Source organism: Comamonas sp. 23 (genome assembly GCF_049601575.1).
Taxonomy (GTDB): Bacteria; Pseudomonadota; Gammaproteobacteria; order Burkholderiales; family Burkholderiaceae_C; genus Comamonas; species Comamonas squillarum.
On the sequence record NZ_CP187127.1, the window covers coordinates 1,311,333 to 1,336,710 of the forward strand.

A 25,378-nucleotide genomic window follows, 5' to 3' on the forward strand; every position below is an offset into this window, starting at 1 on the left:
GATGCAAGACACCAGGAGCGAAAGCCTGCCCTACAAACTGCCCCGCTCGGTGCTGGTCATCATCCACACCGCCGATCTGCAGGTGCTGCTGCTGCGCCGCGCCAGCCAGATGGAGGGCCAGGACTACTGGCAGCCCGTGACCGGCAGCCAGGACAGCGATCGCGAAACCTGGCAGGAGACGGCGGTACGCGAGGTTTTTGAAGAGACCGGCATCGATGCCGAGCAGCACGGCTGCGTACTGCGCGACTGGGGCCTGGAGAACACCTACCCGATCTACCCGGCCTGGCGCCACCGCTATGCGCCCGATGTCTGCATGAACACCGAGCATGTCTTTAGCCTGCAGGTGCCGTCCTACACCAAGATCGTGCTCAGCCCGAGGGAGCACACCGCCCATGCGTGGCATCATTGGCATGAAGCAGCACAGCGCTGCTATTCCATATCGAACAGCGAAGCCATTCTGTGGCTGCCGAGGTTCATAGCTGCATGACCGATACTCACGACGATTTACCGATACTGCGGGTGGCCACCTACAACATCCACAAAGGGGTGCAGGGCCTGGGACCCGTGCGCAGGTTGGAGATCCATAACCTGGGGCTGGCGGTCGAGCAGATGGATGCCGACATCATCTGCCTGCAGGAAGTGCGCAAGGACAACCGCAAGGAAGAGAGCTTCTTCAACAACTGGCCCGAGCAGAACCAGGCAGATTTTCTGACCCCGCTGGGTTACACCGCCGCCTACCGCACCAATGCCACGACGCGTTGGGGCGAACACGGCAATGCCTTGCTCACCCGCTGGCCGATTCTGGAATCCAACCACCGCGACATCTCCGACCACCGCTTCGAGCAGCGCGGCCTGTTGCATGTGGCTATGGAGATTGCCGGCCAGCGCATCCACACCATCGTTGTGCATCTGGGCCTGGTGCATGGCAGCCGCCTGCGCCAGACCGCGTTGATCCATGAATTCATCAAGGCCCATGTGCCCGATGACGAGCCGGTGATTGTCGCGGGCGACTTCAATGACTGGGGCTTTCAGGTCAAGCGCATGCTGGCCGGCTTTGGCTTGTTCGAGTACGACGAGCAGCCGTTGATGACCTACCCCTCGCGTCTGCCCGTTGTGCAGCTGGACCATGTCTATGCCCGGGGTTTGACCCCCTGCGGCCTGTTTGTGCCCCGGGGTCGCATCTGGTGGCGCATGTCCGACCATTTGCCGTTGATTGCCGAGTTCAGGCTGCGCGACTGAGGCCGCAAGCGCTTTTCGGCTTTGGGGCGCTGGATGCTATCGAATCCATAGCTTTTCGCCTTTTCTTGCGCTGGCCTAAGAACCTGTTCAAAGTCTCCTCGCGCCGCGACAGTGTCTTTGCGGGATGGGATGCGAGGGGGCGCCCAGCCGCGCAACACCGCAGTAATAGCTGTGCTATTGCGAGGATTTGCAACGACGCAGTCCGCCCCTGCCCGGGCGGCCCTAGCCGGGCGCCCCTTCCCGGGCAGCGCAAAGCCACTGTCCCTACGGGTTGAAGTGAAATCGGGCGATTTCTGCGCGCTGGCCCTTGCTTGCACCCCGGTGCAAGCTGCGTTCCATCCCTTCGAACTCATCCCGATTGCACTCCAACGCGGCTGCGTAGAGACTCTGAACAGGTTCTAAGGGGGAGAAACACCGTATGCTTGCGGGTCTGCAATCGCTGCTACCATCCCCGCTATGTTTACAGAACTATCCGATCCGAATAAAGCACCCGCCAGCGACGAAGGCACGCCGGTGTCCGTCAAGATCCGTGAGCGGATAGTGGCAGCCCAGCAGCGCTTCCATGCCAATGACAACATCTCCGAGTTCATCGAGCCCGGTGAGCTCGAGCTGCTGCTCGACGAAGTCGAGCACAAGATGCAGGGCGTGCTCGACAGCATGGTCATCGACACCAAGGACGACCACAACACCCGCAACACCGCGCGCCGTGTTGCCAAGATGTATCTGACCGAGGTGTTCAAGGGCCGCTATGTGCCCCAGCCCGTGGTCACGGCCTTCCCCAATGCCGAGCACCTGAACGAGCTGATGATCGTCGGTCCGATCACCGTGCGCAGTGCCTGCAGCCACCACCTCTGCCCGGTCATCGGCAAGGTCTGGATCGGCGTGCTGCCCAACAAGAACACCAATGTGATCGGCCTGTCCAAATACGCGCGCCTGGTTGACTGGGTGCTGGGCCGCCCCCAGATCCAGGAAGAGGCCATCGTGCAGCTGGCCGATCTGATCATGAAGAAGACCCAGCCCGACGGCCTGGCCGTGGTGCTGGAGGCCTCGCACTTTTGCATGTCCTGGCGCGGTGTGCGCGAGATGGACTCCAAGATGCTCAACTCGGTCATGCGGGGCGAGTTCCTCACAAACCCGAATCTGCGGCGCGAGTTTTTGTCGCTGATTCCGCAGCGCGCAGGCAACTGATCCGCACCCTGACGGTGTGACACCCGGGCCCGACCCGGGTTATTTTTTTCCGTCTCGCATCTTTCGCCTCGCTTCCACCGCCTCCCCAGCCATGACGCTCCACGCTTTCACGCTCATCATCGCGGCCGGCATCATCCACGCTTTTTGGAACATCGTCGCCAAGAAAGCCGGGGGCGATGCTCGCTTTTCGCTGTTTACCTCGGTGCTCAATGCGCTGGTGTGGCTGCCGGTGGGCTGGTGGGTGGGCAAGGATGTGGTGCCCCAGTGGGGCATGACCGAATGGGCCTTTGTCTCGGCCAGCGCCTTGCTGCATATCTTTTACTTCGTCACCTTGCTGCGCGGCTACCGCGTGGCCGATCTCACCGTGGTCTACCCGCTGGCGCGCGGCAGCGGGCCGCTGATCTCGTCGATGGTGGCGGTGCTGTTTCTGGGCGAGCACCTGTCCAGCCTGGGCGCGGTAGGCATTGCCGCGGTGGTTGCGGGCGTATTCCTGATTGCCGGCGGCCCGGCCATGCTGCGCGCCGCCACCCGGCCCGGTCCCGGCGAGGCCCGCGATCGCACCATCAAGGGCCTGTACTACGGGCTGCTCACGGGCCTGTTCATTGCCGCCTATACGGTGGTGGACAGCTATGCCGTCAAGGTGATGCTGCTCTCGCCCATCCTGCTCGACTATATGGGCAACCTGGTGCGCGTGGTGATGCTCGCGCCGCTGGGCATGATGAACTGGGCTGAGACCCGGCGCCTGTGGTTGCAGCAATGGCGCTTTGCGCTGGTTGTCGCCATCTTCAGCCCCATGGCCTATGTGCTGGTGCTGTATGCAGTGCAGACTGCGCCGATCTCGCATGTGGCGCCTGCGCGTGAGGTCTCGATGCTGTTTGCCGCGCTGATTGGCGGCAAGCTGCTGGGCGAGGGTGACCGCCTGCTGCGCATTGCTGGCGCGCTGCTGATTGGCGTGGGCGTGGTCGCGCTGGGACTGGGCTGAGCGATGCCAGGCGCTGCGCTGCCACCGGTGCTGGGCTGCGATTTCAGCAGCAGCCCGAGCCGGCGCAAGCCCGTGGTTGTGGCCTGGGGCCATCTGGATGCCGAGGCGGGCACGGTGGCGCTGCGGGGCTTTGAGCGCTTTGCCACGCTGGCGCAGTGGCAGGACTTTTTGCAGCAGCAGCCGGCCTGGGTCGGCGGCTTTGACCTGCCGTTTGCGCTGCCGCGCGAGCTGGTGATGCACCTGGGCTGGCCCCGCGATTGGCAGGCCTGCATGCAGCATTACGCCAGCCTGGAGCGCAGCGAGATCCGCGCGCTGTTCAAAGCCTTTTGCGATGCCCGGCCCGCCGGCGGCAAATTTGCCCACCGCGCCACCGATGGGCCTGCTGGCTCCAGCCCGTCGATGAAATGGGTTAACCCGCCCGTCGCTTGGATGCTGCATGCCGGTCTGCCCCGACTGCTGGCGGTGGGCGCGGATTTCCCCGGTCTGCTGCGCAGAGAAAGTAGCCGCGTCGCGCTGGAGGCCTACCCCGGCATGCTGGCGCGCGAGCTGATTGGCCGGCGCAGCTACAAAAGCGATGACCGCCAGCGCCAGACGCCCGAGCGCACTGCTGCCCGCCAGCAGGTGCTGGATGCCCTGCTGCAGGATGCCCATTCGCTGCAGCTGCGCCTGCTGGCTAGCCCGGCGCAGCTGGGTAGCATGCGCGATGACGCCAGCGGCGACCATCTCGATGCCGCCATCTGCATGTTGCAGGCGGCCTGGGGCCTGCGCTGCCATTTACAGGGCGATGCGCTCTATGGCCTGCCGCCGGGCACTGATCCGCTGGAAGGCTGGATTGTGACGGCACCGCTGTCGCGCGCGCAGGCGGGGCCTGAGACTGCACACTGGGCGGCAGGCCATAATGTGCCGGTCCTTGATTAAAAGACCTTGCCATGCCTACTCTCCAATCCCTGCTGGCCTTTTTTGGTGTTGCTGTGCTGCTGGCGCTGTCGCCCGGGCCGGACAACTTGTTTGTGCTGATGCAGTCGATACAACGCGGCTGGCGGGTGGGCATTGCCGTGGTCGTGGGCCTGTGCCTGGGCGTGGTGGTGCACACCGCGGCGGTGGCGCTGGGGCTGGCAGCAGTGTTTGGGGCGTCCAGCATCGCGTTCACGGTGCTCAAGTGGTGTGGCGCGGCCTACTTGGCTTATCTGGCCTGGGGCGCATGGCGGGCACCGGTGGCTGCAGAAAAATCCGGTGCTGGCGCGGCCGATAGCGCAAGCTTGCGTACCGAGATGGCGGGCAAGGACTTGCTGGTGATGGTGCGCCGGGGCGTGGTGATGAACCTCACCAACCCCAAGGTGCTGATCTTCTTCCTGGCCTTTTTGCCGCAGTTTGCCGACCCCGCCATCGGCCCGGTCGGCCCGCAGATCTTTGTCTTTGGCGCCGTGTTTATCTTGGCCGCGTTCCTGGTGTTTGGCGCCATTGCGCTGTTCTCGGGCGCCTTTGGCAATTTGCTGCTGCGCTCGCCACGCGCGCAGTTCTGGCTCAACAAGATCACCGCCGTGGTGTTTGTGGGCCTGGCGGTCAAGCTGGCCACCGCGCAGCGCTGAGGCCGTCCAACAGGGCGAAATGGCAGTTCAAGCCGCCAGGGAGGGCGGCAAGCCCAGCCCCTGGTAAATGCGCCGCATATGCGCTGCCAGCCGTTTGGATTGGGGCTGCTGATTGCACCAGGGCTGCACCAGGTTTTGCAAGGCCGTCCACTGGCCGCTGTGCCGCAAGGCGCTCCAGTACAGCTGGTTGAACAGGTCGCGCTGGGCGTGGCTGCCGCCGACCTCGACCAGGCGTGCAATCAAGGGCCCCAGCTGATGGGCGGCCTGGCCGTGCTGGCCTTGGGCATGGGCCAGCAGGCCCTGCGCGGCGGGCAGGCAGACATCCTGCCAGGCCGTGCGCAGCCGGGGTTGGACCTGCGCATCGGCATGGCCTTGCATGCTGACCAGCAACTGCTGCGCGGCCTCCCATTGCCCGGCGCGTGCCAGGCCGTAGAGGTATTGCAGGTCCAGAAAAGGCAGCACATGGTCATGCTGGCGCTGCAGCAGGTAGGGGCTGAGCTGCTGCCAGCGCGGGCCGACATCGACGCCTTCGAGCTCCAGCCGCGCCAGCAGCGATATGGAGCCGATCTGGTCCTGCGAATAGGCCGGCACGACGCCCCAGACCTGGCTGTCATGCAGCTGCAGCGCTTCGTCATGGCGCGCATCCTCCATCAGGAACAGCGCCAGGTGCCACCAGTTGTGCGTCTGCATGAAGGAGTTGAGCCCCGTCCAGCTGCTGCTCGCGCTTTGCATGAAGGCCAGACCCTCGTCCACACGGCCTTGGGTCAGCAGCACATGGGCCAGCGCATGGTGGGCCCAGGGCTCCTTGAAGCGCAACTGCAGCGCCTGGCGCGCAGCGCGCTCGGCCTGGCCCAGCAGATGGCATTGCTCATAGGCAAAGGCCAGCATGCCGTGGAAGTAGGGGATATCGGCGCAGTGCGCCTGGGCCGCCAGCGCCATGCGCAGCATGGCGGGCGAGTCGCCCAGGTTGAAGGCATGGTAGTGCGCGAGCTTGAGCGCGGCCAGATCGCGCGGGTAGTGCTGCAGCAGTGCTTCGAGCCTTTGCGCAGCCAAGGGCGTGTCGCCATCGGCCCAGGCCTCGACGGCGGCCAGCCACTGTGCTTCGCGCTCATGGGCCTGCGCCAGCTGGGCGCGGGCACGCTGCAAAAAGGGCCGCGCCTGCCGGGCGGCCTGCGCATCTTCGGCAAATAGATGGAGCGCGGCGCACCAGGTTTGCACCAGCGGGCTGGGGTCCTGCGCTGCGATGTCCAGGATGCGCAGCACGCGCATCTCGCAGGCAACAAAGCCTTCGGCAAAGTCGTTCAGGTAGGGCAGGGCGGCTGCATCGCTGCTGACCGGGTTGCCATACAGGTCCTGCTGCGTGCCCATGCGCTGCCCTCCTTGTCTCATGCCTGGGGCGGCTGGGGCCAGGGCTTTTGCGGGCCGCGGATCTGCTCGAAAGCGCGCGACAGCTGCAACACGCCCAGGTCGTCAAAACGCGCACCGGCGATCTGCAGGCCAATAGGCAGGCCGGAGGCGGTGTAGCCGCAGTTGATGGATGCGGCCGGCTGCTCCGACATGTTGTAGGGCACGGTAAAGCCGATGTGCTCGAGCGGGCGCAAGGGGTCGTTGGTGGGCGAGGGCCATTGGGCATCGAACGCAACATGCGGCGCGACGGGCGAGATCACAAAGTCAAACGCGCTGCAGGCTTTGACGGTGGCCAGACGTACCTGGTGGAACTGTTGGCTGGCCTGGAAGACCGCGCTGCCGCTCATGCCCTCGGCGCTCTCGGCCCAGGCGCGGATATAGGGCAGCACCTTGTCGCGCTGCGCGCTGCTGAGCGCCTGCAGATCGCTCAGCGAGCGCATGCGCCAGAAGCGGTCCATGCCGTCCAGCATCGCAGGCGTCATGAAGGGCTGCATTGGCGTGATCTGCGCGCCAGCGGCTTCCAGCAGCGCTGCGGCCTGCTCGATGGCCGCGCGCACCTCGGGCTGCAGCGGCAGGCCGCAGCCGGCATCGAGCAACAGGCCAATGCGTTTTCCCCGGATAAAGTCCACGCCGGTGGTGGCCACCGTGCTCCAGGCAATGTCCTGTGCGGGCAGGCTCATCGTGTCGCGCGCATCGGGGGCCGACAGCACCTGCATCATCAGCGCCGAATCGTCCACGCTGCGGGTCATCGGGCCTGCGGCACGGCCTTGGTAAGGCGGGTCAATAGGGATGCGGCCCAGGCTGGGCTTGAGGCTGTAGATACCGCACCAGCTGGCCGGCAGGCGCAGCGAGCCACCGATGTCGGTGCCGATGTGCAGCGGGCCGTAGCCGGCAGCCGCTGCCGCACCGCCGCCCGCGCTGGAGCCGCCCGGGCCTTTGCTCAGGTCCCAGGGGTTGCGCGCCAGCGGGTGAAAGCTCGACAGCCCCGACGACAGCATGCCGTAGTCGGGCATCGTGGTCTTGCTGAAGCAGATGGCATGGGCCTCTCGCAGGCGGGCGGCGGGCGGTGCATCGGCGGCTGCGGGCACCAGCGTGACGGCAGCGGTGCCGGCGGGCAGTGGGTCACCCTGGGTGGCGATGTTTTCCTTGATGGTCACCGGCAGGCCATCGAGCAGACCGGCGGGTGCGCCCTTGTGCCAGCGCGCTTCGCTGGCCCGTGCCTGCGCCAGTGCCTCTTCGGGCCGGTACAGGTAGGTGGCGCAGAGGTGCGGCTCCCACTGCGCGACATGGTCGATGACGGATTGCATGACATCGACAGGGGAGAGTTCTTGCTTTTGGTAGGCGGCCAGCAGCGCTGTGGCGGGCCAATCGTGCAACGCGGTCATATCGGGCAGAGGGCGAGAGTGGAGTAGGTGTTCAATGAAAAAAGCCCATCCGGGCAGAGCCGTAGATGGGCGGTGTGCTGGTTTGAAGCCTAGCGCAAGACCGGGTTCAAGCCCAGTACATGGATGACAGGTCGTTGATGAAGATCGGCATGTCCTTCCAGAGACCTCGCACGTTCTTGGCGGCAATCGTCACCCACTGCGGCTGGTACAGGTAGACGTTGGCGGCATCTTCGGCCAGCAGGCGCTGTGCCTCGCCCAGCAGGCGCGAGCGGTCGGCCGGGCGCGCTTCGAGCTTGATCTGTTCGAACAGCTTGTTGAACTTCTCGGACTTGTAGCCCCAGTAGTAATCGGGCCGGGTGTAGTTCTCCAGATCGAAAGGCTCGACATGCGAGATCAGCGACAGGTCGTAGTTCTTGTTGGTGTAGGTGCCCGAGAGCCACTGCGCCCATTCCACGTTCTGCAGCTTGACCTCGACCCCGATCTTGGCCAGTTGCGCGGCAATGATCTCGCCGCCCTGGCGCGCGTAGGGCGTGGGGGGCAGGGTCATGCTCAGGCTCAGCGGGGTCTTCACGCCGGCCTCGGCCAACAGCTTCTTGGCCTTTTCCACATCAAAGGGGTTGATGCCGGTGGTGTCCACATAGCCATAGGCGCCGGGCACATAGTGGCTGCCAATCGGCACGCCCAGGCCTTCGGCGGCGCCGGCGATGACGGCCTTGCGGTCGATGGCGGCAGACAGCGCGCGGCGCACCCGCACATCGTCGAGTGGCTTGCGGCGCTCATTGATGGCGACGATGGTCTTGGCGCGTGAGCCGGAGATGACCACCTGGTAGCGCGGGTTGGTCTTGAACTGGTCGATGCCACGGGCCGAGACGCGCGGGAAGATGTCCACATCACCGGCCAGCAGCGCAGCGACTTGCGCGGCCGCATCCGAGATGAAGCGGAAGGTGGCGCGGCGGATGCGGATGCTGCCGGGGTTGCGGTACTGCGGCCAGGCCGCCAGGGTGATGGAGGCGCCCTTGCTCCAGTTGCCCAGCTTGTAGGGGCCGGTGCCGATGGGCTTGGTGGCGTTACTGTCGGCGCTCTTGGGCTCGACGATGATCGATGTGGCCTGGCCCAGCACAAACAGCAGGTCCGGGTCGATCTCCTTGTTCAGGATCACCACCGTGTGCTCGTCCACCACCTGGGCCGTCAGGTTGGCGAAGGTGCGCTTGTCCTTGTTGGTACTTTTCTCGCCGGCTGCGCGGTCAAAGGAGAACTTGACGCTGTTGGCGTTGAAGGGCTCGCCGTTGTGAAAAGTCACCCCCTTGCGCAGCTTGAAGGTGTAGCTCTTGAGATCGGGCGAGACTTCCCAGCTCTCGGCGAGCAGCGGCGAGACACTGCCGTCCGAGTTGATCTTGGTCAGCGTCTCATACAGGTTGTAGTGCGTGATCTCGGCAATCGACGAGGCGGCGCCGGCGGTTGGGTCCAGCCCTGGCGGCTCCAGCGTCATGCCCAGCACAACGGTGTCTTTCTTGGCCTGTGCCTGGGCGATGCCAGGCAGCCACAGTGGCAGCGGTGCCAGAGTGCCTGCGGCAAGCAGGTGTCTACGGTTCAGCATCCGGGTACTCCTTGGATAGGGTTTTATTCAATTTATGGGGGAAAGCTGCGGAGTGGCGACGCCCTTGCGGAGCGCGCCGAGAAGCTCAAGCACGGTTATACAGGACTTGCGCCAATCCCTGCTGGCATGCGGTGTCGGCGTGGCCGCACCTGGGGCACGGCCTGCACCAGTTTTTGCGTATAGGGATGCTGGGCATGCTGGAACAGTTGGCTGGGCGCGCCGCGCTCGACGATCTCGCCCTGGTAGAGCACCACCACGGCGTCGCAGAGGTGGTTGATGACAGCCAAGTCGTGGCTGATGAGCAGGTAGGTGATGCCGTGCTCGCGTTGCAGGTCCTGCATCAGATTGAGCACCTGGGCCTGCACCGACACGTCCAGCGCGCTGACGGGCTCGTCGGCAATGATCAGCCGGGGCTTGGTGATCAGTGCGCGGGCGATGGCAATGCGCTGGCGCTGGCCGCCGGAGAACTCATGCGGGTACTTGTCCACATCCTGCGCGCGCAGGCCCACCTGCTGCAGCACCTGGCTGGCGCGCTCGCGCTGCTCGGCGCGCGAGGCGGTCTTTTGCGCCTGCAGCGGCTCGCTGACGATGCGCTCGACCGTCTGGCGCGGGTCGAGTGAGCCATAGGGGTCCTGGAACACCATCTGGAAATCCTTGCGCGCGCGCTGCAGTGCGGCCGCCTCCATGCGGTGCAGGTCCTGGCCCTCGAGCAGCACCTGGCCGGCGGTGGGCTGGTCGAGCGCCATCACCAGGCGCGCCAAGGTGGACTTGCCCGAGCCCGACTCGCCAACGATGCCCAGGCTCTGGCCGGCATGCAGCTCAAAGCTCACACCCTTGAGAGCCTGCACCGTGGGGGGCGCGGAAAACAGCTTTTCGCGGGGCAGGGTGTAGGTGCGCACCAGGTCGCGCACTTGCAGCAAGGGGGTGTCGTGGGGGGCTGCCGTCATGCGGGAGTCTCGTCAGGGGTCTGGGTGGCGATGGCGTAGGCCTCGGGGCGCAGGCAGTGCACCTGGTGAGTCTCCTGCGGATGGGTCGATGGCAGCGCCACGCTGGGCGGCCTTTGCACAAAGCAGGGCGGCTGGGTAAAGCTGCAGCGCCCGGCAAAGGTGCAGCCGGCGGGCAGGTCGACCAGCTCGGGCACCGAGCCGGCAATGGTGTGCAGGCGCTGGGGCTGGCCCTGGATGCGCGGCTGCATGCTGGGGCGCGCGGCCAGCAGGCCTCGGGTGTAGGGGTGGGCCATGTGCTCGAACACGGCCTCGGTGCTGCCCGATTCGACAACCGTGCCGCCATACATCACGACCATCTTGTCGACATTCTGCGAGATCACGCCCAGGTCGTGCGAGATCAGCAGCAAGGCCATCTGGCGCTCCTGCACCAGCCCGTTGATGAGATCCAGGATCTGCTGCTGGATGGTGACGTCCAGCGCCGTCGTGGGCTCATCGGCGATCAGCAGATCGGGGCCGCAGGCCAGCGCCATTGCAATCGTGATGCGCTGGCGCTGCCCGCCCGAGAACTGGTGCGGATAGGCATCAAAGCGCTGCGCCGGTTGGGCGATGCCGACGCGGTCGAGCAGCGCAATCGCCTCTTCACGGGCCTGGCGCGCGCTCCAGCCCTTGTGCAGGCGCAGCGGTTCGCTGATCTGGCGGCCAATGGTGTGCACCGGGTTGAGCGCCGTCATCGGCTCCTGGAAGATCATCGCAATGCGGTTGCCGCGCACGCTGCGCCACCAGTGGTCGGGCTGCTGCACCAGGCTTTGGCCGTCGAGCTGGGCGCTGCCGTTGACCTGGGCCGATTCGGGCAGCAGGCCCATCAAGGCCATGGCCGTGATGGACTTGCCGCAGCCCGACTCGCCAATCAGGCCCAGGGCCTGGCCGCGCTCGATCTGGAAGCTGACATCGCGCACGGCGCGGGCGGGGCCTCGGTGGGTTTGCAGCACGATTTCCAGGTGCTGTACATCGATCAGTGCCATGGCGACTCCTTAGCGCTTGCGGGCCAGACGCGGGTCAAGCAGGTCGCGCAGACCGTCGCCCAGCAGGTTGAGGCCCAGCACCGACAACGCAATCGCCACGCCCGGGAACACGGCCAAGAGCGGCGCCTGGAACATCAAGGTCTGCGCCTCGCTCAGCATGCGGCCCCAGGACGGCTGCGGCGGCTGCGTGCCCAGGCCCAGGTAGGACAGTGCGGCCTCGGCCAGGATCGCAATCGCAAAGCGGATGGTGCTCTGCACGATCAAGGTGGCCGAGATATTGGGCAGCACATGCTGCCAGGTAATGGCCCAGGCACCCTTGCCGCAGGCGCGGGCGGCGGTGACATATTCGCGCCCCCAGATGGTGTTGGCCGAGCCGCGCGCGATGCGGGCGAACATCGGGATGTTGTAGATGCCGATGGCCACGATGGCATTGATGATGCCCGGGCCGAACACAGCGGTCAGCATGATGGCCGAGAGGATGGCGGGGAAGGCCAGCGAGAAATCGGCCAGGCGCATGATGGCCTCTTCGACCCAGCCGCGTTTGGCAGCGGCCAGCAGGCCCAGCGCCGTGCCCACCACCACGCCGATGCCCACGGCAATGACGCCCACCAAAATGGAGGCGCGCGCGCCCAGCAGCAGCTGCGAGGCGACATCGCGCCCATAGGCATCGGTGCCCAGCCAGTGGGCGAGCGACGGCCCTTGCAGCTTGGCCTCCATGTTCATCTCGAAGGCCGAGTGCGGCGTCCAGACATAGGACAGGCCAGCGGCGAGCAAGAGCAGGGCCGTGAGCACCAGTCCAATCATGAAGCTGGGGTTGCGCAGGGCGCGGCGCCACAGTGCGTTGCGGGATGCCGTGTGGCCAGGCGCTGCGCTGGCAGCGGGCGTGGGCAAGGTAGGGGCGACGGAGGTAGGCGGTTGCATGGCGTGCTCAGATATCGCTGGCTTTGGTGCGGGGGTCGATCCAGGCATAGAGCAGGTCCACCACGAAATTGACGATCACCACCATGGCGGCCAGCAGCATCACGCAGTTGCGCACCACCATCAGGTCCCGGTTGGCAATGGCCTGAAAGATCAGCCGGCCCATGCCGGGCAGGTAGAACACGTTCTCGACCACGATCGTGCCGGCCATCAGTTCGGCAAACTGCAGGCCCATGACGGTGACCACCGGAACCAGCGCATTGCGCAGCACATGGCCGTAGAGCGCTGCGCGTTGCGACAGGCCCTTGGCCCGGGCGGTGCGCACAAAGTCCTCACGCAGCACCTCCAGCACCGACGAGCGCGTGATGCGCGCCAGGATGGCCGCCTGCACCACGGCCAGCGACAAGGCCGGCAGCATCAGCGACTTGAGCGCGGCCCAGGGCGAGCCGCCCGAGGCCTCGCTCCAGCCCGGAAAGCCGCCGGCCGAGAACCATTTGAGGTGCACCGAAAACAGCAGGATCAGCAAGATGGCGAACCAGAAATTGGGGATGGCAATGCCCAGCTGAGCCATGCCCATGACGCTGACATCACCGAGCTTGTTGTGGCGGCTGGCGGCATAGATGCCGGCGGCCAGCGCCACCACGGTGGTGATGGCCATCGCCATCAAGGCCAGCGGCAAGGTGAGCGCCATGCGCTCGGCAATCAGTTCGATGACAGGGGTGCCGTAGCTGTAGCTGTTGCCCAGGTCCAGGTGCACAAGGCCCCAGATCCAGTGCACATAGCGCTCCCAGGCGGGCTGGTTGAGCCCGAGCTGCTCGGCCAGTTCAGCGACTGCTTCGGGCGCGGCATCGGGCCCCATCAACATCTGGGCGGCGTTGCCCGGCAGGATCTCCAGAACGAGGAAGACGACAATCGAGGTGCCCAACAAGGTGAGCAGCAAGGTGAGTGTGCGCTTGAGAATGAAAAGACCCATGGGTAGCCGTCGTGGTTAGGAAAGGCGCGCAGACCTGCTGGTGCTTGTTGTATTTTTTCGCAGCGGCAAGCATAACGCGAACAATTCCGACACACCATACATGCTTACTCGCAGTGCCACGAGTATGGCTAAGGAGGTCGCGGGATAATGTCGCTCATGTCACACTTCTTCCCCCGTGCTGGAATCTTGGAGACGCATCCATGGCCTTGATGATTACCGATGAGTGCATCAACTGCGATGTGTGTGAGCCCGAGTGCCCCAACGATGCCATCTCGATGGGGGAGGACTACTACGAGATCGATCCGCACCGCTGCACCGAATGCGTGGGCCATTTCGATGAGCCCCAGTGCGTGCAGATCTGCCCGGTCGCCTGCATTCCGGTGCACCCCGATTTTCAGGAAGACAAGCCCACCTTGATGCAGCGCTATGTGCGCCTGCAGGCCGACAAGGGCCTGTGACTGCGGGGTGATCGGGGGGATGGGCGTGTAGCCCGGTGCGCTCAGAGGGCCTCTGGGCGTGGCGGCTTGGGCCGCTGGGGCTTGGTGGTGTGGATCTTGAGCGTGGCCTTTTCCATGTCGCCGGCCAGCAGCTCAGGCGAGGCCTGCAGCGCATGGATGATGCTGTCCTCGATCAGCTTGCGCTGGTCGGGCGCTGGCTTGCGCAGCACCCAGTTGGGCACCTCCTGCTTGTCACCGGGGTGGCCAATGCCGATGCGCAGGCGCCAGTAATCGGACGAGCCCAGCTGGGCATGGATATCGCGCAGGCCATTGTGGCCGCCGTGGCCACCGCCGCGCTTGAGCTTGACCTGGCCGGGCGGCAGATCGAGCTCATCGTGCACCACCAGAATCTCTTCGGGCTTGATCTTGAAAAAGCGTGCGAGCGCGCCGACCGACTTGCCCGACAGGTTCATGAAGGTCTGCGGCTCGAGCAGCCAGACCGACTCACCCTGCACCGAAGTACGTGCGACCAGGCCATAGTAATTGCGGTCGGGCACCAGCTGCAGGCGCAAATCCCGGGCCAGCGCATCAATCCACCAGAAGCCGGCGTTGTGGCGCGTGCCTTCGTATTCAGGGCCGGGGTTGCCGAGGCCAACAAACAGCTTGATCATGGGCGGATGGAGTGAAGTAGGGGAAGAATGAAAAAAGGCTGCATTGACCAGCAATGCAGCCTCTGGCTTGCAGACGCCAGAGGCGTCAGCAGCTTGCTGTGCGATTAAGCAGCAGGCGCTTCGCCTTCTGCAGGTTCAGCAGCGGCAGGAGCGGCCACGGACACCAGCGCAGGGTTGGTTTGTGCAGCCAGCTTCACGCCCTTGGGCAGAGCGATGTCCTTCAGGTGGACGGTCGAACCCTTTTCCAGCTTGCTCAGGTCCACCGCGATGAATTCGGGCAGGTCCTTGGGCATGCAGATCACTTGGATTTCGGTCACAACTGGGGTCACCAGGCACTTGTCGATCTTCACTGCTGGGGACTCTTCAGCACCGCTGAAGTGGACGGGCACCTTCATGGTCAGCGCGGTGTTGGCATCGACGCGTTGGAAGTCGATGTGCAGCACCAGCTGCTTGTAGGGGTGGTATTGCACGTCGCGCAGCAGCACTTGGCTCTTGGCGCCGTCCAGGTCCAGTTCCAGCACGGATGCGTGGAAAGCTTCCTTCTTGAGGGCGTACCACAGGCTGTTGTGGTCCACTTCGATCAACTGAGGCTCAGCAGCGGCACCGTAGATGATGCCAGGCGTACGGCCAGAATTACGCAGGCGGCGGCTCGCACCCGTACCTTGCTTAGCGCGCGCAAAAGCGACAACGTTCATTTTATTACTCCAATGTGGGATGAACCGCGACCAGTTCACCCGGTTAAAAAGGCCGCTACAAATTGCAGCGGCCAGCGAAAACTATCTATTTTAGCAGAAAGCAGAAAAAGGGCCTTGCGGGCCCTTTGATCAGTCGGCTTCCTGGAACAGGCTCATCACCGATTCGCCGGTGGCGATGCGGTGGATGGTCTCACCGATCAGCGGTGCCACCGACAACTGGCGAATCTTGCTGCAGTTGCGCGCTTCGGCCGACAGCGGGATGGTGTTGGTCACCACGACTTCGTCCAGCGCCGCACCGTTGCCGATACGTTCGATGGCCGGGCCCGAGAAAATGGGGTGCGTGCAGTAAGCGTAGACCTTCTTGGCGCCACGTTCCTTGAGCACTTCCGCCGCCTTCACCAAGGTGCCTGCGGTGTCGATCATGTCGTCCATGATCACGCAGTTGCGGCCGTCGATGTCACCGATCACATGCATGACTTCGGAGACATTGGCCTTGGGGCGGCGCTTGTCGATGATGGCCAGATCGCAATGGAGTTGCTTGGCCAGCGCGCGTGCACGCACCACACCACCAACGTCCGGCGACACAACGATCAGGTCTTCGTAATTCTTCTGGCGCAGATCACCCAGCAGCACAGGCGATGCATAGATGTTGTCCACCGGAATATCGAAGAAGCCCTGGATCTGGTCGGCGTGCAGGTCCATCGTCAGCACGCGGCTCACGCCAGCGGCTTGCAGCATGTTGGCCACGACCTTGGCCGTGATGGGCACGCGGGTCGAGCGAACACGGCGGTCCTGGCGGGCGTAGCCGAAATAGGGGATCACCGCGCAGATGTGCTCAGCCGATGCTCGCTTCAAGGCGTCGACCATCACAAGCAGTTCCATCAGATGGTCGTTGGTGGGCGCACAGGTGGGTTGCACCACGAACACATCACGGGTACGCACGTTTTGCTTGATCTCAACGGTGACTTCACCGTCAGAGAAGCGGCCTACGTCGGCGTTACCCAGTGAGGTATGGAGGTGTTGTGCAATTTCAGAGGCAAGTTCGCGGTTGGCGTTGCCAGTGAAAACCATGAAGTCTGGATGATGGTCTTGCATAGCGTCCCAGTGGGTATGGGTTAGCTGTGTGCGTTGCTTGTACGCGGTAAGAAATATGGCAGGGGAAGAAGGATTCGAACCTTCGCATGCCGGAATCAAAATCCGGTGCCTTAACCAGCTTGGCGACTCCCCTACAAGAATTGGTGCTAAGCATCACCAATCCTTTGAAACTTTCAGTCTTGGGTCCAGCCTCTGAGAGGATGTTCCATCAGACTTGTGCAATCTTTCACTGTCCAGTCTTGTGAAAAACTGCTCTGGCAGCTATTAGCTTGCATTTTCTTCACTGCGAAAACTGCGCTACCTGAGCCCGTCATTCTAGCATGTAATCCTTGTGATTTCAAAAAGTCAGAAACTTTTTTTATCGAAGGGCACAGGCTTTCTGCGACCGGCTGCAAGTCGTTTCGACCGAAGTCAAAGTTCTCTGCAGCGAAGCTCGTCATTGTAGCAGCTTCTGAATCGCGTTTTAGGTTCGGACTTGAAAAAATAAGTTTCGTATCCAGACCCTCTTGCGGCTTCACAACTACCAGCGCGGTGTCTGCTAGTTGCTGCTCGTTTTCGAGTGGACGTATTATGTCACCGATTCCTTCGACCCAAGCCGATTTTCCAAAAATAAAAAACGGAACATCGGCGCCCAGCGTCAAGCCGATGCGCTGCAGTTCGCTGCGCGAGAGCTTCAAATCCCAGAGCTGGTTCAGGGCCAGCAAGGTGCTTGCAGCATCCGATGATCCGCCACCCATGCCCGCCTGGGCCGGCAGGTTTTTATGCACGCCAATGTGTACGCCCTGGCTGCAGCCGGTGGCCTGCTGCAAGGCCCGCGCGGCGCGGGTGATCAGGTCATCGGCGGGCAGGGGGGTGTTGAGGTCTTCGCGGCTGATCTGGCCGCCGCTGCGCAGCTCCAGGTGCAGCGTGTCGGCCCAGTCGATCAGCATGAAGACCGACTGCAGCAGGTGGTAGCCATCCGCGCGTCTGCCGGTGATGTGCAGGAACAGGTTGAGCTTGGCAGGCGCAGGAACGTCGTACAGCGTACGCATGGATCGTCTCACAAAAAAATCATGGCGCGTCAAGCACGATGCGCAGGCTGGCTTCGGGTAGCGGGTCAAGGCGGCGGGCCAGAATCTTGCCTTCGCTGCGCGCTTCCAGATCGGCCTGCCAGCCCGCGGCCACCGTGGGCTGGCCCTGCAGCCAGTCAAACAGCGCGGCAATCGGCAAGCTGGTGCCCAGCAAGGTCTGCGTCAACTCATCGAGCGAGCTGGCCTGGCGGGTTTGCGTGCCTTGCTGTGCGCTCGCCTGGCCGGGTGACCATTGCACGCGCGCAACGATATTGCCCAGCGGGTTGAGCAGCACCAGCTCGCCCGAGTCGGGACTGCCCGACAGCTCAAAGCTGCCGCTGGTGGTTTGCGGAGGGCTGTCCAGCACCTGCACCGACATGCGGCCTGACCAGTAGGTCTTGCCCGGGGCCGCTTCGAGCTGGCGCGCAGCCGTGCTGCAGGCCGAGAGGAGGGGCAGCAGGCCGGCGCCGATGGTGGCCAGGCAGAGCTGCCTGCGCTGCACACCTATCATGGCTTGATTCCCAGGCGCTCAAAGGTCTTCTTGACCATGTCGTTATTGGGTGCGGTCTTCAGAACCGTGCGCAGCAGCTCTTCAGCGGGCCGGGTCTTGCCCTGTTTCCACCAGACTTCGGCCAGGTGGGCGCCAATCTCGGCATCGGGTTGCTTGGTGTAGGCCTGCTCCAGCAGCTCGGCGGCGCGCTCGAGGTTGCCCAGCTTGAACTCCACCCAGCCGAGGCTGTCGGTGATGAAGGGATCACCGGGCGACATGCTCAGCGCTTTCTCGATCAGGCTTTTGGCCTCATCGAGCTTGAGGCCGCGGTCGGCCAGCGAGTAGCCCAGCGCGTTGTAGGCATGGTGAAAATCGGGCTGCAGCTCGATCAGCCGGCGCAGCTGGGTCTCGGCCAGTTCCATGTTGTTCATGCGTTCAGCCAGCATGGCCTGCTCATACAGTGCATCGGGGTCTTGCGGCTGCAGCGCAACCAGGCGCCCTTGCAGCTCCAGCGCTTTCGCATAGTTCTTGGCCGTCTTTTGCAGCTGCACCTGCGCGGCCAGCTTGGCGCGCGCCTCGCCGGCATTGCCCTCGGGCAGTTGCTCCAGCAGGGCCGCTGCGGCGTCGTAGTTGCCTTGCTGCATCTGGATGGAGGCCTTGCGCAAGGTGGCCAGCGCGATATTGCCGGCCTTGGCGATCTCATCGGCCCAGCGGTCGGCCTCGGCCCATTTCTGCTGGGCCTCGGCCATCTGCTCGCGCAGCATCAGGCTTTGGATGCGCACTTCGCGCTGCAGCACGGCCGAGGGGAATTTGTCGATCAAGGTGTCGAGCTTGAGCAGCGAGACATCGGCCTCGGTGTACTGCTTGAGCTGGGCCTCCAGCGCGGCCTTCAGCATCCAGGCGTCGGCAGATTCGGGGCTCAGGCGCGTGGCATTGTCCAGCTGGGCCTTGGCCTCGGTAAAGCGCTCGGCGTTCATCAGGCTGCGTGCATAGGCCAGGTGGGCCTCGCCGCTTTTGGACTTGTCCAAAAAATCCACCACCAGCGCCTCAGCCCCGGGCACGCCGGCGTTGACCAGGTCTGCGGCCAGCTTGGCTGCGCTTTCATTGTCGGGATTGAGTTGCAGCGACCGGCGGGCGGACGCGAGCGCCTGGCTCTTCTGGTCGGCGGCCAGCTCCATACGGCCAATGGCAGCCCAGGATTCGGGGCCGGTGGCGGGGTTTTCCAGCTCGGGGGTCAGCGCTTCGCGCACAATGCGGGCGGCCAGCTCCTGGTCGCTCAGGCGCCGGTAGATGCTGGGGATGGCGCGGATCCAGTCGAGTTTTTCATCGGGCTTGGCCAGCGCGATCTCTTGCTTGAGCAGCGGGCCGGTTTCCTCGCCCTGGTTGGTCGAGAGCATCACCTGCAGCATGTAGCGGCTGGCCGCGCGCGATTGCGGAAAGGCGCTTTTCCAGGCCTGGGCCACTTGGGTGGCACGGGTGGCCGAGCGCGACAGCAGCGCCAGCTGCGCGCTGCGCTGGTAGACCTTCTCATCGCCCGAGCGGCGCGCGGCGTCGAGCAGCAACTCCACGCTGGTGGCCGCATCGCCGCGGTAGGCATACATTTCGCCCAGAAGCAGCTCGTAAAAAAGCTCCGCATCCAGCTCCACTCTGGCATCATCGGCCCGCTCGGCCGCCGCCAGAGACAGCTGACGCTGGGCTGCACCTTGCTGCGGTGTTTTGGCAGGCGCTGCAAAGGCGGGTGTCATCAGGCCAGCGGCCAGAAAATAAGCCAGTAAACGAAGTTTTTGCGTCATCGGCCCATAATAAACGATGCCCAAGGGCCTTGCAGAAGGAAGAAAGTGCCAGAGTTACCAGAAGTGGAAGTCACGCGGCGGGGATTGGTTGCGCCGCTGCAAGGCGCGCGCATTGCCTCCGTGCGCATGGGAAAACCTTTGCGCTGGCCGCTGGGCATCGATACCGCCGCCTTGGCCGGGCGCACCATCACCGAGGTGCAGCGCCGGGGCAAATACATTGTGCTGGTGCTGGACCAGGGAGTGGTGCTGATCCACCTTGGCATGTCCGGCAGCCTGCAGGTCAGCCCCATGGATGCGCCAGCGGGCCCGCATGACCATTTTGACTTGCTCACCGACCAGCACCTGCTGCGCCTGCATGACCCGCGCCGTTTTGGGGCGGTGGTCTGGTCGCCCGATGCCGACTCCGGCATGGCCGCCAAGCTGTTGTCCAATCTGGGCGTGGAGCCCTTGGGCGCCGGCTTCAGCGTGGAGCACCTCTGGGCCGGGCTGCAAAAGTCGCGCACGCCGATCAAGCAGCTGCTGCTGGGCGGCCAGGTGGTCGTGGGCGTGGGCAATATCTACGCCAGCGAGGTGCTGTTCCTGGCCGGCATCTCGCCGACCAAACCGGCCAACCAGACCACGCGGCCCCAGGCGAAACGCCTGCATGCGGCGATTGTGGAGGTGCTGACCCGCTCCATTGCGCTGGGTGGCAGCACCTTGCGCGATTTTGTCCAGGTCAATGGCTATGCCGGTGCCTTCCAGGCGCAGGCCAGCGTCTATGGCCGGGCCGGAGAGCCCTGCCCGCAATGCGGCCAGCCGGTGCAGCTCATCAAGCAAGGGCAGCGCAGCACCTATTACTGCAAGCGCTGCCAGAAATAAACGCGGGCCTGGCGGGCCGCCCCAGAGCGGCCAGGCCCACCGATAACTACTCCCCCCGAGAACAGCGATTGTGAGTCGATTTTCCGAACAGATCGTGGCCTGGCAGACAGTCCACGGAAGACACCATCTGCCGTGGCAGAACACCCAGGATGCCTACCGCGTCTGGCTGTCCGAGATCATGCTGCAGCAAACCCAGGTCAGCACCGTGCTGGGCTACTACGAGCGCTTTTTGCAGCGCTGCCCCACCGTGGCCGATCTGGCTGCGGCCAGCGATGAAGAGGTGATGGCCTTGTGGAGTGGCCTGGGCTACTACAGCCGCGCGCGCAACCTGCACCGCTGTGCCCAGGAGGTGATGGAACGCTTTGGCGGCGCGTTCCCGCACACGGTCGAAGAACTCTCGTCCTTGCCCGGCATTGGCCGTTCGACCGCCGGCGCGATCGCCTCGTTCTGCTTTGCGCAGCGCGCCGCCATACTTGATGCCAACGTCAAACGGGTGCTCACCCGCGTGCTGGGATTTGAGGACGACCTGGCCAGCAGCGCCGCCGAGAAAAAGCTCTGGGCGCTGGCCGAAGAGCTGCTGCCCACCACCGACCTGGCGCGCAATATGCCGCGCTACACCCAGGGCATGATGGACATGGGCGCCACCATCTGCACCGCCAAAAAGCCCAGCTGCCTGCTGTGCCCGGTGCGCGGCGATTGCGTGGCCCACCGCCAGGGCCAGCCCGAGCGCTATCCGGTCAAGACCAAGAAATTGAAGCGCAGTGCCGCCAGCTGGTGGCTGCTGTGCTGGCAGCGGCCCGACGGTGCCATCTGGCTGGAAAAGCGCCCCGCGCCCGGCATCTGGGCCGGCCTGTTCTGCCTGCCGGTCTACGACAGTGAAGAGGCGCTGCTTGTGCAGTCGGCACAGCACGGTGATACCTCGGAGGCGGTGCATGCCCAGCCATTCCTGCATGTGCTCACCCACAAGGATCTGCACCTGCACCCGGTGCGGGTGCCCGTTGCGGGCGATGGTGTGCCCACGCCTTCGGGCCAGTGGTGCCTGCCTGCGCAGTGGCCCGATCTGGGGCTGCCCGCACCGATTCGTAGCCTGCTGCAGCGCGGGTTTTGAGGCGGGCTCGGCTCCGGCACTGGCGTCCTTTACCGGGCTTGTCCTGCAAAGGGCGCCGCTGCACGGCGCTTAGACTGCAGCCATCTTCTTGCTTTGAAAGTACGCCATGGAGCCCACGGTTCACCCCTTCTCGTCGCTCTTCCAGCAACTGGGCCTGCCCGATGATGATGCGTCGATCCGCCAGTTCATAGAATCCCACCGCCCGCTGCCCGACAAGGTGCTGCTGGCAGATGCCGCATTCTGGTCGCCCGCGCAAGCGCGCTTCTTGCGTGAAAGCATTACCGCCGATGCCGACTGGGCGAACGTGGTCGACCAGCTCAGCGTCGCCTTGCGCGCCGAGTAATCAGCGCGGGCATCAGCTTTTTTTGGCGCTCAGCTCGCGGTGGCGCTGCAAGGTGGTCCAGCGGCCTTGAAAGTGCTGGGCCAGTGCATTGACCAGGTAGACCGAGCGGTGCTGGCCGCCGGTGCAGCCCACCGACACCGTGGCATAGCTGCGGTGATTCTTCACCAGCTCGGGCAACCAGTTGTCCAGAAAACGGATGATGTCGTTTTGCATCTGCAGCACTTTGGGCTGCTGCGCCAGGAAGTGGGCGACCGGTGCTTCCAGCCCGGTGTGCGGGCGCAACTCGGGCTCGTAGTAGGGGTTGGGCAGCATGCGCACATCGAACATGTAGTCGCTGTCGATGGGGATGCCGTGCTTGAAGCCAAAGGACTGGAACAGCAGGGTCAGGCTCGATTGCGGCGCCTGGATCCACTCCTTGATAGAGGCCTGCAGCTGGGAGCCGCGCAGGTTGCTGGTGTCGATCACATGGGCCTGCTCGCGCAGGTCGGCCAGCAGCGCGCGTTCTTCATCAATCATCTGCGCCAGCGCGCGGGGGCCTTGCTGCAGTTTTTCGTTGGTCAGCGGGTGGCGCCTGCGGGTTTCCGAAAAACGGCGCATCAGCGTGTCGCGCTGCGCATCCATGTAGATAAGTCGCACCTGGGCCCCGGCGTCGCGCAGCCGCTCGAGCTGCTCGGGCACCAGGTACAGGCCCTTGGCGCTGCGTGCATCCATCGCAATGGCCACGCGGCTGCCGTGCTGCCAGTGCTCCAGTGATACGAGTGCCTGCAGCAGTTCAGGCGGAAAGTTATCCACACAGTAGTAGCCCACGTCTTCGAGCGCATGCAGCGCCACGGATTTGCCCGAGCCGGCCATGCCGGTGATGACCACCACTTCCAGTGGCTGCGGGGCGGATGTCTTATCGGTCATTCATTCCTCCGGCAATCATCTCTTGGGCGTGGGCGCGGCTCGTGGCCGAGAGGTTTTCGCCGCCCAGCATGCGGGCAATTTCATTGACCCGCTCGTCATCGGCCACGGTACAGATATGGCTCGTGGTGCCGCTTTTGCTGCGCTGCTTGGCCACCAGCAGGTGGTGGTCGCCACGTGCGGCCACCTGGGCCAGGTGGGTGACGGCCAGCACCTGGCGGTCCCGCCCCAGTGCCCGCATCACGCGGCCCACCGCATCGGCCACCGCGCCACCAATGCCCGAGTCGATCTCGTCAAAGATCAGGGTGGGCGCCTGGCCGAGCTGGCTGGTCGATATTGCAATGGCCAGCGAGATGCGCGAGAGCTCGCCGCCCGAGGCCACCTTGGCGATTGGCTTGGGGTCGGTGCCCGGGTGGCCAGCGACCAGCAGTTCCACATCGTCGATACCATCGCTGCGCGGCTCACGTGCGGGGCTGACCTGCGCGACAAAACGGCCGCCGGCCATGCCCAGGTCCTGCATCGCTGCGGTGATCGCTTTGGACAAGCGTTTGGCCGCCTGCTGGCGCGCCTGGCTGAGCGTCGTGGCGACCTTTTGGTAGGCCTCCTGCGCCTGCTGGGCGTTCTTGGCCAGTTGCACCATATCGGAGGAGGCTTCGAGCGCCAGCAGCTCGGCATGCCAGCCCTGCAGCAGTGCGGGTAGGTCTTCGGGCGCACGCTTGTAGCGCCGTGCCAGCGATATCCAGCTGCCCAGGCGCTGGTCCAGCTGCTCGAGCTTGTCCGGGTCCAGCTCGGCATGGCGCAGGTAGCCGTTGAGCGAGCGCACCACATCCTCGAGCTGGGCCAGGCACGATTCCAGCGACTCGGCCATCGCGGAGAAACCGGGCTCCACATGGGCCTGGGCCTGCAGCGCATGCAGGCTGCGGTTGACATGGGTGAGCGCGCCGCCGTCTTCGCCTTCCAGGCTGGCAATCGCGTTGTTGGCCGCATCCATCAAGGCCTGGGCATTGGACAGGCGCCCATGCTGGGTGTTGAGCTCTTCCCATTCCTGCGGGCCGGGCGCGAGCTTGTCGATTTCGGCGATCTGCCAGAGCAGGCGTTCGCGCTCGCGCTGGTGGGTTTCTTCCATGCTGCGCGCTTGCTGCAAGGCCTTGTCGGCACTGCGCCAGAGCGCATAGGCGCGCTGCGTGGGAGTGCTGTCGGTACCGGCGTAGGCGTCCAGCAGCTGGCGCACCGACTCGGGCTGGGTCAGCCCCTGCCAGGCATGCTGGCCATGGATATCGACCAAGTCGCCCGCAATGCTGCGCAGCTGCGTGGCGGTGGCGGGCACGCCATTGATCCAGAACTTGCTCTTGCCCTGCGCGTCGATCACGCGGCGCAGCAGCAGCGTTTCTTCGCCGGGCATGTCGTTGTCGGCCAGAAAGCCTTCGAGCGTGGCGGGCGTATCGAACTCGGCCATCAGCTCGGCGCGGCTGGCGCCCTGGCGCACAAAACCGGTGTCGGCACGGTGTCCCAGCACCAGCTGCAAAGCATCGATCAGGATCGATTTGCCGGCACCCGTCTCGCCGGTCAGTGCCGTGAAGCCGGGCTGGAAATCCACCTCCAGCTGCTCGACGATGACGAAATCACGCAAGCCAATGCGTCTGAGGCTCATGGCGTAATGCCCCCTTCGTTCCAGCCCAGCTTTTTGCGCAGAGTGGCGTAGTAGTTCCAGCCCCGGGGGTGCAGAAAGCGCGCCTTGTGCGGCGCGCTGCGCACCAAAATCTTGTCACCACGCAGGATCGAGGCGAGCGACTGCATGTCGAAATTGGCGGCCACATCGCGCCCGCCAATCACCTCGATCGAAATCTCCTGCGAGTCAGGAATCACACTGGGCCGGTTGGACAGCATATGCGGCGCAATCGGCGCCATCACCCAGCAGGGCACCGTCGGGTGCACGATGGGCCCGCCGACCGACAACGCATAGGCCGTCGAGCCCGTCGGCGTTGCAATGATCAAACCGTCTGCGCGCTGGTTGGCCACCAGCTGGCCATCGACCTCGACCCGCAGCTCGACCATGCCCGAGGTGCCGCCCCGGTTGACCACCACATCGTTGAAGGCCAGCGCCTCGAAGACGCATTGGCCTTCGCGCATCACGCGGGCATGGATCATCGAGCGCACTTCTTCTTCGTACTCGCCGGCCAGAATCGCCGAGAGCGGTCCCATGAAGGTCTGCAGCGGGACATCGGTCACAAAGCCCAGGCGCCCCTGGTTGATGCCGACCAGGGGCGTGTTGTACTGGGCCAGCTCGCGTCCCACGCCCAGCATGGTGCCGTCACCGCCAAGCACAATGACCAGGTCGCAGCGCTCACCGATCTCCTGCATGCTGAGTGTCGGGTAGTGTTCCATGCCGGTGAAGGCGGCGGTTTCCTTCTCCAGGAATGCAGTGCCGCCCTGGGCCTCGATATAGCAGGCGATCTGGCTGAAAGCCGCATAGGACTGCTGGCGCACCTCGGCAGTGGGCGGCGCATGGTGTTTGCCGATCAGGGCAATATGTTGGAAGCGAGACTGCATACGCAAATTACATCACCAAAGTGGCGTAATCTTTTTGAATTTCTTGAGCAGCCCCAGTTGGCGGCTGCCGCCTGCCCTGCAAAGGCGGGCTGCGCCGGTGGCCGGGACTGGGCCTGGAGCTGGCCGGGCGCCTGCAGGC

The 25,378-nt window shown here is 64.4% G+C and carries 26 protein-coding genes and 1 tRNA gene; 10 read left to right on the top strand and 17 right to left on the bottom strand.

Translation table 11 applies throughout. The features are described from left to right. Position 1 precedes the first annotated feature (1 nt). The 6 genes from nudB to ACPEE1_RS05885 all read left to right on the top strand — a co-directional run bounded on the left by nudB (position 2) and on the right by ACPEE1_RS05885 (position 4,998). Positions 2-487 carry a dihydroneopterin triphosphate diphosphatase gene (gene nudB / locus ACPEE1_RS05860; protein ID WP_116927054.1) on the top strand — a complete coding sequence of 162 codons (486 nt, stop codon included), beginning with the start codon at positions 2-4 and terminating at the stop codon, positions 485-487. Beyond that, positions 484-1,239 carry an endonuclease/exonuclease/phosphatase family protein gene (locus ACPEE1_RS05865; RefSeq protein WP_116927053.1) on the top strand — a complete coding sequence of 252 codons (756 nt, stop codon included), beginning with the start codon at positions 484-486 and terminating at the stop codon, positions 1,237-1,239. The genes nudB and ACPEE1_RS05865 overlap by 4 nt, the downstream gene beginning before the upstream one ends. 456 nt (positions 1,240-1,695) lie before the next feature. Then, entirely contained in the window at positions 1,696-2,427 is a 732-nt protein-coding gene (gene folE, locus ACPEE1_RS05870) for a GTP cyclohydrolase I (protein WP_116927052.1), read from the top strand. Between the two features lie 91 nt (positions 2,428-2,518). Continuing rightward, positions 2,519-3,409 (top strand): DMT family transporter, encoded by an 891-nt coding sequence (locus tag ACPEE1_RS05875; protein ID WP_182343437.1) that lies wholly within the window; start codon positions 2,519-2,521, stop codon positions 3,407-3,409. Between the two features lie 3 nt (positions 3,410-3,412). Further along, positions 3,413-4,327: a DUF429 domain-containing protein gene (locus ACPEE1_RS05880; protein WP_423935525.1), complete on the top strand. Its 915-nt coding sequence runs from the start codon at positions 3,413-3,415 to the stop codon at positions 4,325-4,327. Between the two features lie 11 nt (positions 4,328-4,338). Continuing rightward, the gene (locus tag ACPEE1_RS05885) at positions 4,339-4,998 is read left to right on the top strand and encodes a LysE family translocator (RefSeq protein ID WP_423935527.1); all 660 of its coding nucleotides are present in this window, start codon (positions 4,339-4,341) and stop codon (positions 4,996-4,998) included. A 27-nt stretch (positions 4,999-5,025) separates the two neighbouring features. Here the strand turns inward: ACPEE1_RS05885 and ACPEE1_RS05890 are convergent, their stop codons facing one another. The 7 genes from ACPEE1_RS05890 to ACPEE1_RS05920 form a co-directional block, all read right to left on the bottom strand. Continuing rightward, positions 5,026-6,366 (bottom strand): tetratricopeptide repeat protein, encoded by a 1,341-nt coding sequence (locus ACPEE1_RS05890; protein ID WP_423935529.1) that lies wholly within the window; start codon positions 6,364-6,366, stop codon positions 5,026-5,028. A 17-nt stretch (positions 6,367-6,383) separates the two neighbouring features. Next, positions 6,384-7,790, bottom strand: a complete 1,407-nt coding sequence (locus tag ACPEE1_RS05895; protein WP_116927047.1) for an amidase — start codon at positions 7,788-7,790, stop codon at positions 6,384-6,386. A gap of 106 nt (positions 7,791-7,896) precedes the next feature. Then, positions 7,897-9,387 (bottom strand): ABC transporter substrate-binding protein, encoded by a 1,491-nt coding sequence (locus tag ACPEE1_RS05900; protein ID WP_423935531.1) that lies wholly within the window; start codon positions 9,385-9,387, stop codon positions 7,897-7,899. A 95-nt stretch (positions 9,388-9,482) separates the two neighbouring features. Next, the gene (locus tag ACPEE1_RS05905; protein ID WP_116927045.1) at positions 9,483-10,334 is read right to left on the bottom strand and encodes an ATP-binding cassette domain-containing protein; all 852 of its coding nucleotides are present in this window, start codon (positions 10,332-10,334) and stop codon (positions 9,483-9,485) included. Beyond that, complete coding sequence (locus ACPEE1_RS05910; RefSeq protein WP_182343429.1) at positions 10,331-11,356, bottom strand: ABC transporter ATP-binding protein; 1,026 nt, start codon at positions 11,354-11,356, stop codon at positions 10,331-10,333. The genes ACPEE1_RS05905 and ACPEE1_RS05910 overlap by 4 nt, the downstream gene beginning before the upstream one ends. A 9-nt stretch (positions 11,357-11,365) precedes the next feature. After that, positions 11,366-12,277: an ABC transporter permease gene (locus ACPEE1_RS05915; RefSeq protein ID WP_116927043.1), complete on the bottom strand. Its 912-nt coding sequence runs from the start codon at positions 12,275-12,277 to the stop codon at positions 11,366-11,368. A 7-nt stretch (positions 12,278-12,284) separates the two neighbouring features. Next, a complete protein-coding gene (locus tag ACPEE1_RS05920; RefSeq protein WP_116927042.1) occupies positions 12,285-13,247 on the bottom strand; it encodes an ABC transporter permease in 963 nt (320 codons plus the stop codon). Positions 13,248-13,447: 200 nt separating this feature from the next. On the opposite strand from ACPEE1_RS05920, the gene ACPEE1_RS05925 reads away from it, so the two are divergent. Then, positions 13,448-13,705 (top strand): YfhL family 4Fe-4S dicluster ferredoxin, encoded by a 258-nt coding sequence (locus ACPEE1_RS05925; RefSeq protein WP_021025013.1) that lies wholly within the window; start codon positions 13,448-13,450, stop codon positions 13,703-13,705. 41 nt (positions 13,706-13,746) lie between these two features. On the opposite strand, the gene pth is transcribed toward ACPEE1_RS05925, so the two are convergent. The 7 genes from pth to ACPEE1_RS05960 form a co-directional block, all read right to left on the bottom strand. Then, positions 13,747-14,355 (bottom strand): aminoacyl-tRNA hydrolase, encoded by a 609-nt coding sequence (gene pth, locus ACPEE1_RS05930; protein WP_339559031.1) that lies wholly within the window; start codon positions 14,353-14,355, stop codon positions 13,747-13,749. A 104-nt stretch (positions 14,356-14,459) separates the two neighbouring features. After that, positions 14,460-15,050: a 50S ribosomal protein L25/general stress protein Ctc gene (locus tag ACPEE1_RS05935; RefSeq protein WP_116927040.1), complete on the bottom strand. Its 591-nt coding sequence runs from the start codon at positions 15,048-15,050 to the stop codon at positions 14,460-14,462. Between the two features lie 129 nt (positions 15,051-15,179). Beyond that, positions 15,180-16,145 (bottom strand): ribose-phosphate pyrophosphokinase, encoded by a 966-nt coding sequence (locus ACPEE1_RS05940; protein ID WP_021025016.1) that lies wholly within the window; start codon positions 16,143-16,145, stop codon positions 15,180-15,182. A 56-nt stretch (positions 16,146-16,201) separates the two neighbouring features. After that, positions 16,202-16,278 (bottom strand) — tRNA-Gln (locus ACPEE1_RS05945). A gap of 40 nt (positions 16,279-16,318) precedes the next feature. Further along, the gene (gene ispE, locus ACPEE1_RS05950; protein WP_116927039.1) at positions 16,319-17,176 is read right to left on the bottom strand and encodes a 4-(cytidine 5'-diphospho)-2-C-methyl-D-erythritol kinase; all 858 of its coding nucleotides are present in this window, start codon (positions 17,174-17,176) and stop codon (positions 16,319-16,321) included. Between the two features lie 19 nt (positions 17,177-17,195). Further along, the gene (locus ACPEE1_RS05955; protein WP_423935536.1) at positions 17,196-17,705 is read right to left on the bottom strand and encodes an outer membrane lipoprotein LolB; all 510 of its coding nucleotides are present in this window, start codon (positions 17,703-17,705) and stop codon (positions 17,196-17,198) included. Then, positions 17,702-19,477 (bottom strand): tetratricopeptide repeat protein, encoded by a 1,776-nt coding sequence (locus ACPEE1_RS05960; RefSeq protein ID WP_423935538.1) that lies wholly within the window; start codon positions 19,475-19,477, stop codon positions 17,702-17,704. Before ACPEE1_RS05960 ends, ACPEE1_RS05955 begins: the two co-directional genes overlap by 4 nt. A 45-nt stretch (positions 19,478-19,522) precedes the next feature. Between ACPEE1_RS05960 and mutM the strand changes: the two genes are divergently transcribed. The 3 genes from mutM to ACPEE1_RS05975 all read left to right on the top strand — a co-directional run bounded on the left by mutM (position 19,523) and on the right by ACPEE1_RS05975 (position 21,786). After that, positions 19,523-20,335: a bifunctional DNA-formamidopyrimidine glycosylase/DNA-(apurinic or apyrimidinic site) lyase gene (mutM, locus tag ACPEE1_RS05965; protein WP_423935540.1), complete on the top strand. Its 813-nt coding sequence runs from the start codon at positions 19,523-19,525 to the stop codon at positions 20,333-20,335. A gap of 67 nt (positions 20,336-20,402) precedes the next feature. Beyond that, a complete protein-coding gene (mutY, locus tag ACPEE1_RS05970) occupies positions 20,403-21,443 on the top strand; it encodes an A/G-specific adenine glycosylase (RefSeq protein ID WP_423936398.1) in 1,041 nt (346 codons plus the stop codon). A 106-nt stretch (positions 21,444-21,549) separates the two neighbouring features. Beyond that, positions 21,550-21,786: a DUF2789 domain-containing protein gene (locus tag ACPEE1_RS05975; RefSeq protein ID WP_116927034.1), complete on the top strand. Its 237-nt coding sequence runs from the start codon at positions 21,550-21,552 to the stop codon at positions 21,784-21,786. 12 nt (positions 21,787-21,798) lie between these two features. On the opposite strand, the gene rapZ is transcribed toward ACPEE1_RS05975, so the two are convergent. Genes rapZ through ACPEE1_RS05990 form a run of 3 tightly spaced genes read right to left on the bottom strand, consistent with a single transcriptional unit; the run spans position 21,799 to position 25,239 of the window. Further along, positions 21,799-22,692, bottom strand: a complete 894-nt coding sequence (gene rapZ, locus ACPEE1_RS05980) for an RNase adapter RapZ (RefSeq protein ID WP_116927033.1) — start codon at positions 22,690-22,692, stop codon at positions 21,799-21,801. Continuing rightward, positions 22,682-24,340: a DNA repair protein RecN gene (gene recN / locus ACPEE1_RS05985; RefSeq protein WP_116927032.1), complete on the bottom strand. Its 1,659-nt coding sequence runs from the start codon at positions 24,338-24,340 to the stop codon at positions 22,682-22,684. Before recN ends, rapZ begins: the two co-directional genes overlap by 11 nt. Next, on the bottom strand, positions 24,337-25,239 hold the full coding sequence (locus ACPEE1_RS05990) for an NAD kinase (RefSeq protein ID WP_116927031.1): 903 nt from the start codon (positions 25,237-25,239) through the stop codon (positions 24,337-24,339). The genes recN and ACPEE1_RS05990 overlap by 4 nt, the downstream gene beginning before the upstream one ends. Positions 25,240-25,378: the final 139 nt, after the last annotated feature.

What these genes read in the sequence shown, in the direction of transcription:
- nudB (WP_116927054.1), top strand. Translation starts at nt 2, where the DNA reads ATGCAAGACACCAGGAGCGAAAGCCTGCCCTACAAACTGCCCCGCTCG.
- ACPEE1_RS05865 (WP_116927053.1), top strand. Translation starts at nt 484, where the DNA reads ATGACCGATACTCACGACGATTTACCGATACTGCGGGTGGCCACCTAC.
- folE (WP_116927052.1), top strand. Translation starts at nt 1,696, where the DNA reads ATGTTTACAGAACTATCCGATCCGAATAAAGCACCCGCCAGCGACGAA.
- ACPEE1_RS05875 (WP_182343437.1), top strand. Translation starts at nt 2,519, where the DNA reads ATGACGCTCCACGCTTTCACGCTCATCATCGCGGCCGGCATCATCCAC.
- ACPEE1_RS05880 (WP_423935525.1), top strand. Translation starts at nt 3,413, where the DNA reads ATGCCAGGCGCTGCGCTGCCACCGGTGCTGGGCTGCGATTTCAGCAGC.
- ACPEE1_RS05885 (WP_423935527.1), top strand. Translation starts at nt 4,339, where the DNA reads ATGCCTACTCTCCAATCCCTGCTGGCCTTTTTTGGTGTTGCTGTGCTG.
- ACPEE1_RS05890 (WP_423935529.1), bottom strand. Translation starts at nt 6,366, where the DNA reads ATGGGCACGCAGCAGGACCTGTATGGCAACCCGGTCAGCAGCGATGCA.
- ACPEE1_RS05895 (WP_116927047.1), bottom strand. Translation starts at nt 7,790, where the DNA reads ATGACCGCGTTGCACGATTGGCCCGCCACAGCGCTGCTGGCCGCCTAC.
- ACPEE1_RS05900 (WP_423935531.1), bottom strand. Translation starts at nt 9,387, where the DNA reads ATGCTGAACCGTAGACACCTGCTTGCCGCAGGCACTCTGGCACCGCTG.
- ACPEE1_RS05905 (WP_116927045.1), bottom strand. Translation starts at nt 10,334, where the DNA reads ATGACGGCAGCCCCCCACGACACCCCCTTGCTGCAAGTGCGCGACCTG.
- ACPEE1_RS05910 (WP_182343429.1), bottom strand. Translation starts at nt 11,356, where the DNA reads ATGGCACTGATCGATGTACAGCACCTGGAAATCGTGCTGCAAACCCAC.
- ACPEE1_RS05915 (WP_116927043.1), bottom strand. Translation starts at nt 12,277, where the DNA reads ATGCAACCGCCTACCTCCGTCGCCCCTACCTTGCCCACGCCCGCTGCC.
- ACPEE1_RS05920 (WP_116927042.1), bottom strand. Translation starts at nt 13,247, where the DNA reads ATGGGTCTTTTCATTCTCAAGCGCACACTCACCTTGCTGCTCACCTTG.
- ACPEE1_RS05925 (WP_021025013.1), top strand. Translation starts at nt 13,448, where the DNA reads ATGGCCTTGATGATTACCGATGAGTGCATCAACTGCGATGTGTGTGAG.
- pth (WP_339559031.1), bottom strand. Translation starts at nt 14,355, where the DNA reads ATGATCAAGCTGTTTGTTGGCCTCGGCAACCCCGGCCCTGAATACGAA.
- ACPEE1_RS05935 (WP_116927040.1), bottom strand. Translation starts at nt 15,050, where the DNA reads ATGAACGTTGTCGCTTTTGCGCGCGCTAAGCAAGGTACGGGTGCGAGC.
- ACPEE1_RS05940 (WP_021025016.1), bottom strand. Translation starts at nt 16,145, where the DNA reads ATGCAAGACCATCATCCAGACTTCATGGTTTTCACTGGCAACGCCAAC.
- ispE (WP_116927039.1), bottom strand. Translation starts at nt 17,176, where the DNA reads ATGCGTACGCTGTACGACGTTCCTGCGCCTGCCAAGCTCAACCTGTTC.
- ACPEE1_RS05955 (WP_423935536.1), bottom strand. Translation starts at nt 17,705, where the DNA reads ATGATAGGTGTGCAGCGCAGGCAGCTCTGCCTGGCCACCATCGGCGCC.
- ACPEE1_RS05960 (WP_423935538.1), bottom strand. Translation starts at nt 19,477, where the DNA reads ATGACGCAAAAACTTCGTTTACTGGCTTATTTTCTGGCCGCTGGCCTG.
- ACPEE1_RS05975 (WP_116927034.1), top strand. Translation starts at nt 21,550, where the DNA reads ATGGAGCCCACGGTTCACCCCTTCTCGTCGCTCTTCCAGCAACTGGGC.
- rapZ (WP_116927033.1), bottom strand. Translation starts at nt 22,692, where the DNA reads ATGACCGATAAGACATCCGCCCCGCAGCCACTGGAAGTGGTGGTCATC.
- recN (WP_116927032.1), bottom strand. Translation starts at nt 24,340, where the DNA reads ATGAGCCTCAGACGCATTGGCTTGCGTGATTTCGTCATCGTCGAGCAG.
- ACPEE1_RS05990 (WP_116927031.1), bottom strand. Translation starts at nt 25,239, where the DNA reads ATGCAGTCTCGCTTCCAACATATTGCCCTGATCGGCAAACACCATGCG.